The sequence below is a fragment of the Saccharothrix longispora genome, from assembly GCF_031455225.1.
Lineage (GTDB): Bacteria > Actinomycetota > Actinomycetes > Mycobacteriales > Pseudonocardiaceae > Actinosynnema > Actinosynnema longispora.
On the sequence record NZ_JAVDSG010000001.1, the window covers coordinates 7,447,993 to 7,461,670 of the forward strand.

General features: G+C 72.9%; 14 protein-coding genes and 1 pseudogene. 9 read left to right on the forward strand and 6 right to left on the reverse strand.

Going from position 1 to position 13,678, the window contains the following annotated elements; all coding sequences use genetic code 11:
* The first annotated feature begins 179 nt into the window (after positions 1 to 179).
* The 3 genes from J2S66_RS32485 (at position 180) to J2S66_RS32495 (ending at position 4,060) form a co-directional block, all read left to right on the forward strand.
* Entirely contained in the window at positions 180 to 1,550 is a 1,371-nt protein-coding gene (locus tag J2S66_RS32485) for a cystathionine beta-synthase (protein ID WP_310312195.1), read from the forward strand.
* Positions 1,551 to 1,665: 115 nt separating this feature from the next.
* Entirely contained in the window at positions 1,666 to 2,829 is a 1,164-nt protein-coding gene (locus tag J2S66_RS32490; protein WP_310312199.1) for an RDD family protein, read from the forward strand.
* Between the two features lie 79 nt (positions 2,830 to 2,908).
* Positions 2,909 to 4,060, forward strand: a complete 1,152-nt coding sequence (locus tag J2S66_RS32495; protein ID WP_310312201.1) for a cystathionine gamma-synthase — start codon at positions 2,909 to 2,911, stop codon at positions 4,058 to 4,060.
* Between the two features lie 55 nt (positions 4,061 to 4,115).
* Here J2S66_RS32495 and J2S66_RS32500 read toward each other — a convergent pair whose 3' ends face one another.
* From J2S66_RS32500 to hppD, 3 genes are all read right to left on the reverse strand, one after another.
* Complete coding sequence (locus J2S66_RS32500) at positions 4,116 to 4,388, reverse strand: DUF2277 domain-containing protein (RefSeq protein ID WP_310312205.1); 273 nt, start codon at positions 4,386 to 4,388, stop codon at positions 4,116 to 4,118.
* Between the two features lie 82 nt (positions 4,389 to 4,470).
* Complete coding sequence (locus tag J2S66_RS32505; protein WP_310312208.1) at positions 4,471 to 4,707, reverse strand: hypothetical protein; 237 nt, start codon at positions 4,705 to 4,707, stop codon at positions 4,471 to 4,473.
* A 183-nt stretch (positions 4,708 to 4,890) separates the two neighbouring features.
* Entirely contained in the window at positions 4,891 to 6,072 is a 1,182-nt protein-coding gene (hppD, locus tag J2S66_RS32510; RefSeq protein ID WP_310312210.1) for a 4-hydroxyphenylpyruvate dioxygenase, read from the reverse strand.
* Between the two features lie 73 nt (positions 6,073 to 6,145).
* Between hppD and J2S66_RS32515 the strand changes: the two genes are divergently transcribed.
* Positions 6,146 to 6,640, forward strand: a complete 495-nt coding sequence (locus J2S66_RS32515; protein ID WP_310312213.1) for an Lrp/AsnC family transcriptional regulator — start codon at positions 6,146 to 6,148, stop codon at positions 6,638 to 6,640.
* A 69-nt stretch (positions 6,641 to 6,709) separates the two neighbouring features.
* Here J2S66_RS32515 and greA read toward each other — a convergent pair whose 3' ends face one another.
* On the reverse strand, positions 6,710 to 7,204 hold the full coding sequence (greA, locus tag J2S66_RS32520) for a transcription elongation factor GreA (protein WP_306745842.1): 495 nt from the start codon (positions 7,202 to 7,204) through the stop codon (positions 6,710 to 6,712).
* A gap of 185 nt (positions 7,205 to 7,389) precedes the next feature.
* Positions 7,390 to 7,800 (reverse strand): DUF4307 domain-containing protein, encoded by a 411-nt coding sequence (locus tag J2S66_RS32525; RefSeq protein ID WP_306745843.1) that lies wholly within the window; start codon positions 7,798 to 7,800, stop codon positions 7,390 to 7,392.
* A 125-nt stretch (positions 7,801 to 7,925) separates the two neighbouring features.
* On the opposite strand from J2S66_RS32525, the gene mca reads away from it, so the two are divergent.
* Entirely contained in the window at positions 7,926 to 8,807 is an 882-nt protein-coding gene (gene mca / locus J2S66_RS32530) for a mycothiol conjugate amidase Mca (RefSeq protein ID WP_310312216.1), read from the forward strand.
* A complete protein-coding gene (locus tag J2S66_RS32535; RefSeq protein WP_374726163.1) occupies positions 8,804 to 9,127 on the forward strand; it encodes a hypothetical protein in 324 nt (107 codons plus the stop codon). Before mca ends, J2S66_RS32535 begins: the two co-directional genes overlap by 4 nt.
* Here the strand turns inward: J2S66_RS32535 and J2S66_RS32540 are convergent.
* Positions 9,127 to 9,879, reverse strand: a pseudogene (locus tag J2S66_RS32540) (metallophosphoesterase); the annotation flags it as partial. The gene J2S66_RS32535 and the pseudogene J2S66_RS32540 overlap by 1 nt on opposite strands.
* Before the next feature lie 53 nt (positions 9,880 to 9,932).
* On the opposite strand from J2S66_RS32540, the gene J2S66_RS32545 reads away from it, so the two are divergent.
* From J2S66_RS32545 to J2S66_RS32555, 3 genes are all read left to right on the forward strand, one after another.
* Positions 9,933 to 11,900, forward strand: coding sequence for a thioredoxin domain-containing protein (locus tag J2S66_RS32545; RefSeq protein WP_310312218.1), 1,968 nt, complete (start codon positions 9,933 to 9,935; stop codon positions 11,898 to 11,900).
* A 124-nt stretch (positions 11,901 to 12,024) separates the two neighbouring features.
* The gene (gene abmR / locus J2S66_RS32550) at positions 12,025 to 12,582 is read left to right on the forward strand and encodes an ATP-binding transcription factor AbmR (RefSeq protein WP_310312220.1); all 558 of its coding nucleotides are present in this window, start codon (positions 12,025 to 12,027) and stop codon (positions 12,580 to 12,582) included.
* 45 nt (positions 12,583 to 12,627) lie between these two features.
* Complete coding sequence (locus tag J2S66_RS32555) at positions 12,628 to 13,674, forward strand: M1 family aminopeptidase (protein ID WP_310312222.1); 1,047 nt, start codon at positions 12,628 to 12,630, stop codon at positions 13,672 to 13,674.
* Positions 13,675 to 13,678: the final 4 nt, after the last annotated feature.

Genomic DNA, 13,678 nt, shown 5'->3' on the forward strand with positions numbered 1-13,678 from the left:
TTTGTTTCGCCGCGGCGTGTGACGTGCAGCCTAGTTAACGCCTGTTCAGCGCGGCCACCACTCGTGACCAACGACGCCGCGCCCGTCCCTCCCACCTTGCCCGTCCGTCGTCCACCGGGCCGGCGGACGCCCCCGCGATATACGCTCAGCGGGTCATCTCAAGAAGTGGAAGGGCCGTCGTGGAGTACGTCGAGAGCGTCGTCGACCTGGTCGGCAACACCCCGCTGGTGAAGCTGAACGCGGTGGCCGAAGGGCTCCAGCCCCTCGTGCTGGCCAAGATCGAGTACCTCAACCCCGGCGGCAGCGTGAAGGACCGCATCGCGCTGCGCATGGTCGAGGCGGCCGAGCGCAGCGGCGAGCTCAAGCCCGGCGGCACGATCGTCGAGCCCACTTCGGGCAACACCGGCGTGGGCCTGGCGCTCGTGGCCCAGCGGAAGGGCTACCGGTGCGTCTTCGTCTGCCCTGACAAGGTGTCGGTGGACAAGCGCAACGTGCTCAAGGCGTACGGCGCCGAGGTCGTGGTGTGCCCGACGGCCGTCGCGCCCGAGCACCCCGATTCCTACTACAACGTCTCCGACCGGCTCGTCGCCGAGATCCCCGGCGCCTGGAAGCCCAACCAGTACGCCAACCCGGAGAACCCCGCCAGCCACTACCACGGCACCGGCCCCGAGGTGTGGCGGCAGACCGAGGGACGCATCACCCACTTCGTCGCGGGCGTCGGCACCGGCGGCACCATCTCCGGCACCGGCCGCTACCTCAAGGAGGCTTCCGGTGGCCGGGTCAAGGTCATCGGCGCCGACCCCGAGGGCTCCGTCTACTCCGGCGGCACCGGCCGGCCCTACCTCGTCGAGGGCGTCGGCGAGGACTTCTGGCCCGACGCCTACGACCGCTCGGTGTGCGACGAGATCGTCGCGGTGTCCGACGCGGACTCCTTCGAGCTGACCCGCCGGCTCGCCCGGGAAGAAGGGCTCCTCGTCGGCGGCTCGTGCGGCATGGCCGTCGCCGCCGCGTTGCGCGTCGCCGAGACCGCCGGGCCCGACGACGTGATCGTCGTGCTGCTCCCGGACGGCGGGCGCGGCTACCTGTCGAGCGTCTTCAACGACAAGTGGATGGCCCAGTACGGCTTCCTGTCGCCCGACACCTCCGGCGCCACGGTCGGCGACGTGCTGCGCCGCAAGGACGGCACCATGCCCGACCTGGTGCACGGCCACCCCAACGAGACGGTCGCCGAGGCCGTCGCGATCATGCGCGAGTACGGCGTGTCCCAGATGCCCGTCGTCAACGCCGAACCGCCCGTCATGGCCGCCGAGGTCGCGGGCGCCGTCAACGAGCGCGACCTGCTCGACTCGCTGTTCACCGGCAAGGCGCAGCTGACCGACCGGCTCGACCGCCACATGTCGCCGAAGCTGCCCACCATCGGCGCGGGCGAGTCGATCAGCTCCGCGATGACCGCACTGTCCTCAGCGGACGGTGCCCTGGTGCTGGACGACGGCAAGCCCGCCGGCGTGGTCACCCGGCAGGACATCCTGGGTTTCCTCGCTGGTCGTTGAACCGGCGCGGTGCGGACGCGTTGCCCGGTTGCCCGTGGCCCGGGCGGCGCGATCCGCTAGCGTTGGCCACCGACTCACTCACCTACGGCCCGTGCCAAGGGGGTTGGAAACTCCGATGAACGCTCCGCAGCCGCCAGGGAACCAGCAGTTCGGCGGCAACGACCAGCAGGAGCAGGGGCAGGGTGCCCAGCCCGCGAACGCCGACGCGACCCAGGTCGTGCCGAGCGGTGGGCAGTCCCCTGCGTTCCCGCCCCCGGAAGCCACCCACGTGATGCCCACCGGCCAGCCCACCACCGGCCAGCAGCCCGCGGCCAACCCGGACGCCACGCAGGTCGTGTCGCCCGGTGCGACGCAGCAGCCCGCGCCCGGCTTCGGCCAGCAGCCCGGCTCCGGCAGCTTCCCGGCACAGCCGGCGTCGGCGTCCGGCGGCTTCCCGGCGCAGCAGCCGCCGCAGTACGGCCAGCAGCCCCCGCAGTACGGCCAGCAGCCCTACGGCCAGCCCGGTTACGGTCAGCAGCCCCCGCAGTACGGGCAGCAACCGCCGCAGTACGGGCAGCAGCAGCCCCCGCAGTACGGCCAGCAGCCGTACGGCCAGCCCGGCTACGGCCAGCCCCAGCAGTACGGCCAGCAGCCCTACGGCCAGCCCGGCTACGGCCAGCCCGCCGGGTACCCGGCGCCCGCCGGCGGCTACGCCGAGTGGGGTTCCCGCGCCATGGGCTTCCTCGTCGACGGCCTGGCCCCCGGCGTCGTCGTCGGCCTGGTGGTGCTGCTCACCCTGGCCATCGGCGACCCGACCGTGACGCTGGTCGTCGGCGGCATCGGGTACCTGGCGGTGATCGCCTTCGCGATCTACAACTCGCTGTACCTCCAGGGCACCACCGGCCAGTCGTACGGCAAGAAGCTCGCGAAGATCAAGCTGGTCAGCGAGGAGACCGGTCAGCCCGTCGGCTTCGGCAACGCGTTCGTGCGCCAGCTGTGCCACGTCGTCGACGGCATCCCCTGCTACGCGGGCTACTTCGCGCCGCTGTGGGAGCCGAAGAAGCAGACGTGGGCCGACAAGATCATGAAGACGGTCGTGGTGAACGCCCCGGAGGCGGCGTCGCCCGGCGGGTACGGCAAGCCCGCCGGCCAGCAGCCGGGCCAGTACGGCCAGCCGGGTCAGCAGGCGTACGGCCAGCCGGGTCAGTACGGCCAGCCCGGCCAGCTCCCGGGCCAGCCGGGCCAGTACGGCCAGCAGCCCGGCCAGTACGGCCAGCAGCAGCCGCCCCAGCAGTGGTGAGGTAGTCCTTTTTCACCCAACCGCCCGTCGGTCGTCAACCGGCGGGCGGTTGCTTTTTCCCCGGTCGTACCCTGAGCGCATGACGGACAGCGGTCACCACGGTTTCGCGACCAGGGCCATCCACGCCGGGCAGGCGCCCGACCCGACCACGGGCTCGGTCATCGTGCCGATCCACGCCACCTCCACCTACGCGCAGGACGGCGTCGGCGGCCTGCGCGGCGGCTTCGAGTACTCCCGGACGGGCAACCCCACCCGCGCCGCGCTGGAGGAGTGCCTGGCGGCGCTGGAGGGCGGGCGGCACGGCCGCGCCTTCGCCTCCGGCATGGGCGCGACCGACACGGCGCTGCGCGCGATGTGCCGGCCCGGTGACCACGTCGTCATCCCGAACGACGCCTACGGCGGCACGTTCCGGCTCATCGACAAGGTGCTGTCGCAGTGGGGCGTCGAGCACACGCCCGTCGCGCTGTCCGACGTCGACGCGGTGCGCGCCGCCGTGCGGCCGAACACCAGGGTGATCTGGGTCGAGACCCCCACCAACCCGCTGCTCAACATCGCCGACATCGCCGTGCTGGCCGAGGTCGCGCACTCCGCCGGCGCGCGGCTGGTGGTCGACAACACGTTCGCCTCGCCGTACCTCCAGAGCCCGCTGGAGCTGGGCGCGGACGTCGTGCTGCACTCGACGACCAAGTACGTCGGCGGCCACTCCGACGTCGTCGGCGGTGCCCTGGTGACGTCGGACGACGACCTGGACGCGGCGTTCGGGTTCCTCCAGAACGGCGCCGGGGCGGTGCCCGGCCCGTTCGACGCGTGGCTGACGCTGCGGGGGATCAAGACCCTGGAGGTGCGCATGGAGAAGCACTCGGACAACGCCGAGAAGGTCGCCGAGGCGCTGCTCAGGCACCCCCGGGTCACGCGCGTGCTCTACCCGGGCCTGCCCGACCACCCGGGGCACGACGTGGCGGCGAAGCAGATGCGCCGCTTCGGCGGGATGATCTCGTTCACCGTCGAGGGCGGTGAGGAGGCGGCGCTGCGCGTCTGCTCCCGCACGGAGCTGTTCACGCTGGCCGAGTCGCTGGGCGGCGTCGAGTCCCTGATCGAGCACCCGGGCCGCATGACGCACGCCAGCACCGCGGGCTCCCTGCTCCAGGTGCCCGCCGACCTGGTCCGCCTCTCCGTCGGCATCGAGTCGGCCGACGACCTGGTGGCGGACCTGGCCGCCGCGCTGGACTGATCCGATCCGGGCTCCCCGCGGCCGACCGGGCACCCGCCCGGTCGGCCGCGGGCGTTCACCGGGGGCCGTAGCGCACGGCCGCGCGTTCCTTGGCCTTCGCGGCCTCCACCTCGCGGTCGCGCGGCGGGGCCTTCGTCACCAGCGCGTCCAGCAGCACGCGGGTGGCCTCCGCGACGGCCTCGACCGCCGCGTCGAACGCCTCCTGGTTGGCCGAGGAGGGGCGGGTCGCGCCGCTGACCTTGCGCACGTACTGCACGGCCGCGGCCTGGACCTCGTCGTCGGTGGCGGGTGGTTCGAAGTTGTGGAGCACCCTGATGTTGCGACACATGACACCACTATCGCGCACACCCGCCCGCGCCACGACGGATTGCCGGCGCCGACCTCCGCGCGTCAGGGGCGGGAGGGCCGGCTCACGGCTTGGCGTCGCCGAGCCGCGCGTTGTCGACGCGGGGCGGGACGGTCGGCAGGTCCTCGGCGTCCACGCACCCGCCGACGAACTCGACCACGCCCCCGCGCTCCACGAAGCGGCCGGTCTCCGCGCAGCCGGCGTGGGCCACGGAGAAGAAGGCCGCACCGGTCAGCGCCGCGGCCGTGGCCACCACTCCGACGAGCGGGAGCACCGCGGTGACCCGGGCCGCGAGCGCCATGCCACCCTCCAGGTGAATGCTGTGTGAGGTACCACCGAGGGTACCGGTCCCGGCGCACCGGGTGGGGCGCACAGGGTGGGGCATCGTCAGCCTTCCTACAGGAAAGGCCGGCCCGGGGGTACCCGGACCGGCCCGTCGCCTGCCACAACGCGGGGAGCGCCGGCGGAGTTCCGCCGGGACCCGTCACAGGTTGCCGCGGCGCTCCTGCTCGCGCTCGATCGCCTCGAACAGGGCCTTGAAGTTGCCCTTGCCGAAGCCCAGCGACCCGTGCCGCTCGATCAGCTCGTAGAACACGGTGGGCCGGTCGCCGATCGGCTTGGTGAAGATCTGGAGCAGGTACCCGTCCTCGTCGCGGTCGACCAGGATGCGGTGCTCCTTGAGCACCTCGATCGGCACCCGCACCTCACCGATGCGGGCCCGCAGCTCCGGGTCGTCGTAGTACGAGTCCGGCGTCTCCAGGAACTCCACGCCCGCCGCGCGCATCGCCTTCAGCGTCGTCACGATGTCGTTCGTGGCGAGCGCGATGTGCTGCACGCCCGCGCCCTCGTAGAACTCCAGGTACTCGTCGATCTGCGACTTCCTCCGCGCGATCGCGGGCTCGTTGAGCGGGAACTTGACCCGGTGGTTGCCGTTCGAGACGACCTTCGACATCAGCGCCGAGTAGTCGGTGGCGATGTCGTCGCCGATGAACTCCGCCATGTTCACGAAGCCCATGACGCGGTTGTACCACTCGACCCAGTGGTCCATCCGGCCGAGCTCGACGTTGCCCACGCAGTGGTCGACCGCCTGGAAGAGTCGCTTCGGGGCGCCTTCGGGGCGCTCGACCGTGCTCTCCTTCACCACGTACCCGGGCAGGTACGGGCCGGTGTACTTCGACCGGTCGACCAGGGTGTGGCGGGTCTCGCCGTACGTCGCGATGGACGCCACCCGCACGGTGCCGTGCTCGTCGCCGAGGTCGTGCGGCTCCACGAGCACGGTGGCGCCCTGGCTGCGCGCGTGCTCGACGCACCGGTCGACGTCGGCGACCTCCAAGGCGAGGTCGACGACACCGTCGCCGTGCCGCCGGTGGTGGTCGAGCAGCGGGCTGTCGGGCGAGACGCCGCCGTTGATCACGAAACGCGCGGACCCGGATTCGAGGACGAAGGACTTGTGGTCCCGCTGCCCGGTCTCGGGGCCGGCGTAGGCGACGAGCCGCATCCCGAAGGCCACCTGGTAGAACCACGCGGTCTGGGTCGCGTTGCCGACCACGAAGACCACGGCGTCCATGGAGCGGACGGGGAACGGGTCCCGCGTCCCGTCGTAGTCGACCAGGCCCACGAGTTGGCGGAGCTGGTCGTAGCTCACGTCGTCAAGCTGCTGCGTCATGCTCCCAGGATGTGCACGCTGGTCAGGGTGAGCAACAGTCCGTTGTTTCACTGGTCGTTTTGTATAGTGCGGCATGGTTGAACGCGAACAGGTTGAACACTCTGACCAGGTCGTGGACGCGCTCGACGCGCGACTGTTGCTGCTGCTCACCGACGAGCCGCGGCTGGGCGTGCTGGAGTGCTCGCGCCGGCTGGGGGTGGCGCGCGGCACGGTGCAGGCGCGGTTGGACCGGTTGGTGGCACGGGGTGTGCTGACCGGCTTCCCGCCGGCGCTCGACCTGGCCGCGATGGGCTACGGGCTGACCGCGTTCGCCGTGCTGGAGATCGCCCAGGGCAGGCGGCAGGAGGTGTGCGACGGCCTGGCCGCCATCAACGAGGTGTGCGAGGTGCACGCGACCACCGGCCAGGGCGACCTGTTCGCGCGCCTCGTGGCCCGCTCGAACGCCGACCTGCAGCGGGTGATCGACTCGGTCGTGGACGTGCCGGGCGTGCAGCGGCTCTCGACCTCGATCGCCCTGTCCACGCCCGTCCCGCCCCGCGTGCGCCCCCTGCTGGAGCGCATCCGCTGAACCGGCGCCCGACGAGCAGGAGGGGCGGCCACCTCCGCGTGGTGGCCGCCCCTCCCGGTGTCTGTGGGGCTAGCCCGCGTAGGGCACCGCCTTGATGAGCGTCACCTTCATCGTGCTGCCGTTGGGCAGTTCGTACTCCCGCGTCTCGCCGTCCTTCGCGCCGAGCAACGCCTTGCCCAGCGGGGACGAGGGGGAGTACACCTCCAGCGCGCCGTGCGCGCCCTCCTCGCGGGTGGCGAGCAGGAACTCCTCGGTCTCGTCGTCCCCGGCGTAGCGCACCGTGAGCACCATGCCGGGTGCGGCGATGCCCGCGACCGTCGGCGCCTCGCCGACCTTCGCGACGCGCAGCAGCTCCTGCAACTGGCGGATGCGGGCCTCCTGCTTGCCCTGCTCCTCACGGGCGGCGTGGTAACCACCGTTCTCGCGGAGGTCACCCTCTTCCCGACGCGCGTTGATCTCCGCGGCGATGACCGGGCGGTTCTCGATCATCTCGTCCAGCTCTCCCTTGAGCCGGTCGTAGGCCTCCTGGGTCAACCAGGTCACCTCAGTGTCGCTCACGGTCACCAACTCCTTGTCTTGCGCCGGCCCACGGCGTGGGCTGGCTGTTCCCGGGCGCACCAACCCGGAACGGAAAAACACGGCCCGCGTCGGGGCCGTGCTGAAAGGCCAGAGTAACACGCACTGAACGTTCGGCGACGGTGTTTTGTTCCCGGATCGGCCGCCGAAAGCGCAGATCACCCGCTTGGCCGCTACCTCGTGGACAGGTAGGGCGGGACCTGGTACGAGCAGCCGAAGACCTCTCCGGTGACGGGTGGTTTCGACGTCCTGAGCACGGTCTTCTCGCGGACCGTGCGGGCTCCCGGTGGGACGAGGACCTCGTGCCGGCCGGACTCGTCGCCGTCTTCGGAGCGCGCCCGGACGATGCACACGACGGCCTGCTCCGGCGTTTCGCGGACGACCTCGAAGGTGATCTCCACCGCGTTGTCGTCCCGCACCGTGAACGCGGTCTGCTTCGCCTCCACCGGCATGGTGCCGAGGTTGCGGTAGCCCACCCAGGCGATGACGCCGCCGACCAGCACCGCGATCACGGGGAGTGACCAGCGCGCCCACTTCGGGAGAGGGCGCCGCCGGGCGCCGTACCGACCCTCGGGCAGTGCCACGTGCGAACGCCTTCCTGCCCGTGGGGAACAATGACCGCTTGCGACCGGTTGAGTGTCGCAGGGGGCAGATCGGCCCCGTCCGCCAGGTCCCCGGGACCGGGTAGTGGAGGAGGAGCACCACCGTCATGGTTGAGAAGCTGCGCCTGATGGCGGTGCACGCGCACCCCGACGACGAGTCCAGCAAGGGCGCCGCCACGATGGCCCGCTACGTCGCCGAGGGCCACGAGGTCATGGTCGTCACCTGCACGGGCGGTGAGGCGGGCAGCGTCCTGAACCCCGCCATGGACCGCCCCGAGGTGCTGGAGAACATGGCGGAGATCCGCCGCGCCGAGATGGCGCGCGCCGCCGAGATCCTCGGCGTGCGGCACCGCTGGCTGGGCTTCGTCGACTCGGGCCTGCCCGAGGGCGACCCGCTGCCGCCGCTGCCCGAGGGCTGCTTCGCGCTCGTGCCGCTGGAGGAGTCGACCCCGCCGCTGGTCCAGGTCATCCGCGAGTTCCGCCCGCACGTGATCGTCACCTACGACGAGAACGGCGGCTACCCGCACCCCGACCACATCCGCTGCCACGAGGTGTCCGTCGCCGCGTTCGACGCGGCGGGCGACCCCGACCGCTACCCCGACCTGGGCGAGCCGTGGCAGCCGCTGAAGCTCTACTACAGCCACGGCTTCTCCCGCGCGAAGCTGATGGCGTTCCACGAGGCCCTGCTCGCGGCCGGCGAGGAGTCGCCGTACGCCGAGTGGCTGGCCGGGTGGGGCGCGGACCGGCCCGACGTCATGGAGCGGGTCACCACGCAGGTCGAGTGCGCGGACTGGTTCCCGGTCCGCGACGAGGCCCTGAAGGCCCACGCCACCCAGATCGACCCGACGAGCCGCTGGTTCGCCGTGCCGCTGGAGACGCAGCGCGAGGTGTGGCCGACCGAGGAGTACGAGCTGGCGAGGTCGCTGGTCGACAGCACCGTGCCGGAGGACGACCTGTTCGCGGGCGTCCGGGAGAAGGTGACCGCGTGACGACCCCGATCCTCCCGGCCCTGCCCGACCTCGCCCCGGTCCCCGTGGAGGGGACCACGGCCCTGGTGCTCGCGCAGCAGCCGCCGACCGACAAGGACCCGGGTGGCCAGCAGGAGGACTTCGGCAAGTCCTCCCCGCTGGGCCTCCTGGTCCTCGTGCTGTTCTTCATCGCCGTGTTCTTCCTGGTGCGCTCGATGAACAAGCACCTGAAGAAGCTGCCCGCGTCGTTCGACGAGCCGGACGCCGAGGCCGGTGCCAGGACGGGGGCCGACGCCGCGGCGGGGTCCGACACCGGCGCCGACGCCGCGAAGAAGGACTAGGGCCGCGCCTGCTCGTACCAGGTGCGCCGGGCCGGCACGGAGACCAGCTCGCGCTCCGGGTAGCGCAGCGCGGTCAACCGGCCGCCGAACACGCAGCCGGTGTCCAGGCACAGCGTCCCGTTGACCCACTCGGGTTCCTCGACCGGCGTGTGTCCGTAGAGGACCGTCGCGGCGCCGGAGTACTCGCGCGCCCACGGGTGGCGCACGGGGAAGCCGCGTTCGTCGTGCCCGCCGGTCGACTGGCCCCACAGGGCCAGCGCGCGCATCTTCGGCGACTGCACGCCGTGGTAGCGCTCGGGCAGTCCCGCGTGGGCGACGACGAGCCGGCCGCCGTCGAGGACGTGGTGCGGTTCCAGGGAGTCGCAGAACTCCAGCACGCGGGCGCGGAACGCCGGGGTCTCGCGCGCCAGCTGGTCCAGCGACTCGCGCAGGCCGTGCGCGACCTGGACGTTGCGGCCCTGCAACGCGCGCACCAGCTTCTCCTCGTGGTTGCCGCGCACCGACAGCGCGGTGCCCGCCTCCACCATGCCCATGGCCAGCCGCAGCACGCCCGGCGTGTCCGGCCCGCGGTCGACGAGGTCGCCCAGGAACACGACCGTGCGGCCCTCCGGGTGCCCGCCGCCGGGCGAGTGGCCCAGCTCGCGCAGCAGGTGGTCGAGTTCGACCCGGCACCCGTGGACGTCGCCGACCACGTCGAACGGGCCGGTCAGGTGGCGCAGGTCGTGCGGCTGCCGCGTCGGTTCGTCGATCACGGGGACAGTCTCGCCGAGCGGTCGGCCCGGCGCGGGGGAATTACTGTGGGTCCATGACGAACCGGCTCGCGTCCTCGACCAGCCCGTACCTGCTCCAGCACGCGGAGAACCCGGTCGACTGGTGGGAGTGGTCGCCCGAGGCGTTCGCCGAGGCGCGCGAGCGGGACGTGCCGGTGCTGCTCAGCGTCGGCTACGCGGCCTGCCACTGGTGCCACGTCATGGCGCACGAGTCGTTCGAGGACGCGGAGACCGCCGCGTACATGAACGAGCACTTCGTCAACGTCAAGGTCGACCGCGAGGAGCGGCCGGACGTGGACGCCGTCTACATGGCCGTCACGCAGGCCCTGAGCGGGCACGGCGGGTGGCCCATGACGTGCTTCCTCACCCCCGCCGGCGAGCCGTTCTACGCGGGCACCTACTACCCGCCCGCGCCGCACGCCGGCATGCCGTCGTTCCGGCAGGTGCTGGAGGCCATCGAGCACGCCTGGCGCGAGCAGGGCGACGAGGTGCGCGAGTCGGCCGCCGGGATCGTCTCCCAGCTGGCGGTCCAGCCCCTTCCGCAGTCCACTGTGGACGAGGAGGTGCTGTCGGGCGCGGTGGTGTCGCTGCTCGGGCACTTCGACCGGGCCAACGCCGGGTTCGGCGGCGCGCCCAAGTTCCCGCCGTCGATGGTGCTGGAGTTCCTGCTGCGCCACCACGAGCGCACCGGGTCGGTGCAGGCGCTGTCGATGGCGCGCGCCACGTGCGCCGCGATGGCCTCCGGCGGCCTCTACGACCAGCTCGCCGGCGGGTTCGCGCGGTACTCGGTGGACGCGGCGTGGGTCGTGCCGCACTTCGAGAAGATGCTGTACGACAACGCCCTGCTGCTGCGCGTCTACACCCACCTGGCCCGCCGCGACGACGACCCGGCGCACGCGCGGGTGGCGCGGGAGACCGCCGAGTTCCTGCTCCGCGACCTCGGCACGCCCGAGGGCGGGTTCGCCGCGTCGCTCGACGCCGACACCGACGGGGTCGAAGGCGCCACGTACGTGTGGACGCCCGCGCAGCTGGTCCAGGCGCTCGGCCTGGCCGAGGGCGCCCGCGCCGCCGCGCTGTACGGCGTCACGGACGAGGGCACGTTCGAGCACGGCACGTCCACCCTGAGGCTCCTCGGCGAGGCCGACCCCGAGCTGGCCGCGAGGCTGCTGGCGGTGCGGTCCCGCCGGCCGCAGCCGGGGCGCGACGACAAGGTCGTGACCGCGTGGAACGGCCTGGCCGTCGCGGCCCTGGCCGAGGCGGGCGCGGTGTTCGGCGAGCCCCGCTGGGTCGACGCGGCGGTGCGCGCGGCCGAACTGCTCCTCGGCACGCACGTCGTCGGCGGCCGGCTGCTGCGCACGTCCCGCAACGGCGTCGCGGGCACGGCGGCGGGCGTGCTGGAGGACTACGGCTGTCTCGCCGACGGCCTGCTCGCGCTGCACCAGGCGACCGGCGACGCGCGGTGGTTCGCCGAGGCGTGCGGCCTGCTCGACACGGCGCTGGCCCGGTTCGCGGGCGACGAGCCCGGCGTCCACCACGACACCGCCGACGACGCCGAGGCGCTCGTGCAGCGGCCGTCGGACCCGTCGGACAACGCCACCCCGTCGGGCGCGTCGTCGCTGGCGTCCGCGCTGGTCACGGCGTCCGTGCTGGGCGGGCCGTCGAGCTACCGGGACGCCGCGGAGGCCGCCCTGTCGCGGGCCGGGCTGCTCGTCGCGCGGGAACCGCGCTTCGCCGGGCACTGGCTGAGCGTCGCCGAGGCCCTCGCGCTGGGACCGGTGCAGGTGGCCGTGGTCGGCCCCGGCGACGACCTGGTCCGGGCGGCGTGGGCCGGGGTGCACGGCGGCGGCGTGGTCGTCTCCGGCGAACCCGGCGGCGCGCCGCTGCTGGAGGACCGGCCGCTGGTCGACGGCCGCGCGGCGGCCTACGTGTGCCGCGGCTACGTGTGCGACCGGCCCGTCACCACGGTCGACGAGCTGCGCGAGGCCCTGTCCGCGCGTCGGTGAGCCGCCGGCCCGCGGACGGGCCGTCCCGAGGTGGCCTGTTCGCCGTCGGGGAACCACCCTGGACTTCACGCGGTGCGCGCGTAGCGTCGGTTACGTCGTAATCATGTAATCGAGGTGGTGCCGGATGCGACGTGGATGGGGAAGCAAGGGCGGTTGGCCGCAGGCCGACCAGCTCCCGGCGGACGACGCGGGGGCCTGGTTCGCGGGCCGCCTGCCCGACGGGTGGTTCACCGGGGCGCCCGAGGTGAGCGTCGACCGCGAGGAGATCGTGGTGGTGGGCGTCCTGCCGCCGCTGGAGGACGGGTTCGCCGACGACGCCGAGCGCGCCGCCGCCGAGTCCGGCCGGATCAGCCGGTTCCGCGAGCAGACCCGCGAGGAGCGGATCGGGATCGCGCGCCAGGCCGAGCACCGCTACCGGCGCAAGGTCGCCTGGGGCGCCCGGCTCGGCGACACCGAGGAGCTGTTCACCACGCTGTCCGCGCCCGTGATGACGCGGCTGCGGCAGCCCGAGCGCAAGGTGCTGGACACGCTCGTCGCCGCCGGCGTCGCCCGGTCCCGCTCCGAGGCGCTGGCCTGGGCCGTGCGCCTGGTCGGCGAGCACGCCGACACGTGGCTCACCGAGCTGCGCGACGCCATGACCACGGTGGACGACCTGCGCCGCCGGGGACCCGACCTCGCGTGACGGGACCCCCGTTCCCCGGCTACTTTGGGGGACGGGGGGATCACCGTGTTCTCAGTAGACTCCTACGCGCTGACCTGGCACCTCGACCCGGCCGAACCCGAGGTGCGCGGCCGCACCACGGTCCGCTTCCGCGGTGGCCGCGACTACGTCGACCTCGCCGCCGCCGAGGTGCTCAGCGCCACGCTGAACGGCCGGCCGGTGCGGTGCGACGCCCCGCTGACCGACCTCGGCCCGGACAACGTGCTGGAGGTCGACGCGCTGTTCCCGTTCTCCGACCGCGGGTTCCGGCGCGTCACCGACCCCGTCGACGGGTGCGTCTACCTCTACGCCAGCAGCTACCCCAACGCCGCGCCGCGCACCATGTGCTGCTTCGACGACCAGCGGCTGCGCGCCCCCGTGACGCTGACCGTGACCGCGCCGCCGTCCTGGACGTGCCTGGCCAACGCGCCCCTGCGCGACCGCGCCGGCGCCGTGCGGGTGTTCGAGCCGACGCACCCCATCCCGCCGCTCGTGGTCACCGCGGCGGCCGGGCCGTTCGCCACCGTCACGCCCTCGGTGCACGTCCCGGCGTCCCGCGCGGCGGTGGACGGCGCTGTCGTCACCGAGCTGCTGGCCAGGGCCGTGCAGTTCTTCGAGGACCTGCTCGTGCCGTACCCGTACCCGAAGTGCGAGGCCGTGTTCGTGCACGAGTTCCCGTCGCTGGCGATGTCCTCGCCGGGGCTGGTGCTGTTCGACCAGGTCGTGCTCGACCGGCTCGACGTGCCGCGCTACGCGATGACCGTGGTCAGCCACGAGGTGGCGCACGCCTGGGTCGGCAACCTCGTGAGCACGTCGTCGTGGCTCGTCGAAGGGCTCGCGGTGTACCTGAGCAGGCTGTTCGTCGAGCGGTTCCTGCCCGGCGGCCGGCCGTGGGACGACCTGCCCGGCGAGCCGCTGCCGGACCGCCCCTACGCGCCCCACCTGGACCGCGTGCTGGCCGTCGAGGCGCGCGTCGGCCGACCCGCCCTGCTGAGCGGCCTGAGGTCGCTCCTGGGGGAGTTCGCGCACGGCCACGCCACGCCGGCGGAGTTCGAGGCGCGCTGCGGGGCGTGACCGC

Bases quoted from the DNA above. Each gene is read 5' to 3' on its own strand.
- J2S66_RS32490 (WP_310312199.1), top strand. From the start codon at position 1,666: ATGAACGCTCCGCAGCCGCCAGGGAACCAGCAGTTCGGCGGCAACGAC.
- J2S66_RS32495 (WP_310312201.1), top strand. From the start codon at position 2,909: ATGACGGACAGCGGTCACCACGGTTTCGCGACCAGGGCCATCCACGCC.
- J2S66_RS32500 (WP_310312205.1), bottom strand. From the start codon at position 4,388: ATGTGTCGCAACATCAGGGTGCTCCACAACTTCGAACCACCCGCCACC.
- J2S66_RS32505 (WP_310312208.1), bottom strand. From the start codon at position 4,707: ATGGCGCTCGCGGCCCGGGTCACCGCGGTGCTCCCGCTCGTCGGAGTG.
- hppD (WP_310312210.1), bottom strand. From the start codon at position 6,072: ATGACGCAGCAGCTTGACGACGTGAGCTACGACCAGCTCCGCCAACTC.
- J2S66_RS32515 (WP_310312213.1), top strand. From the start codon at position 6,146: ATGGTTGAACGCGAACAGGTTGAACACTCTGACCAGGTCGTGGACGCG.
- mca (WP_310312216.1), top strand. From the start codon at position 7,926: ATGGTTGAGAAGCTGCGCCTGATGGCGGTGCACGCGCACCCCGACGAC.
- J2S66_RS32545 (WP_310312218.1), top strand. From the start codon at position 9,933: ATGACGAACCGGCTCGCGTCCTCGACCAGCCCGTACCTGCTCCAGCAC.
- abmR (WP_310312220.1), top strand. From the start codon at position 12,025: ATGCGACGTGGATGGGGAAGCAAGGGCGGTTGGCCGCAGGCCGACCAG.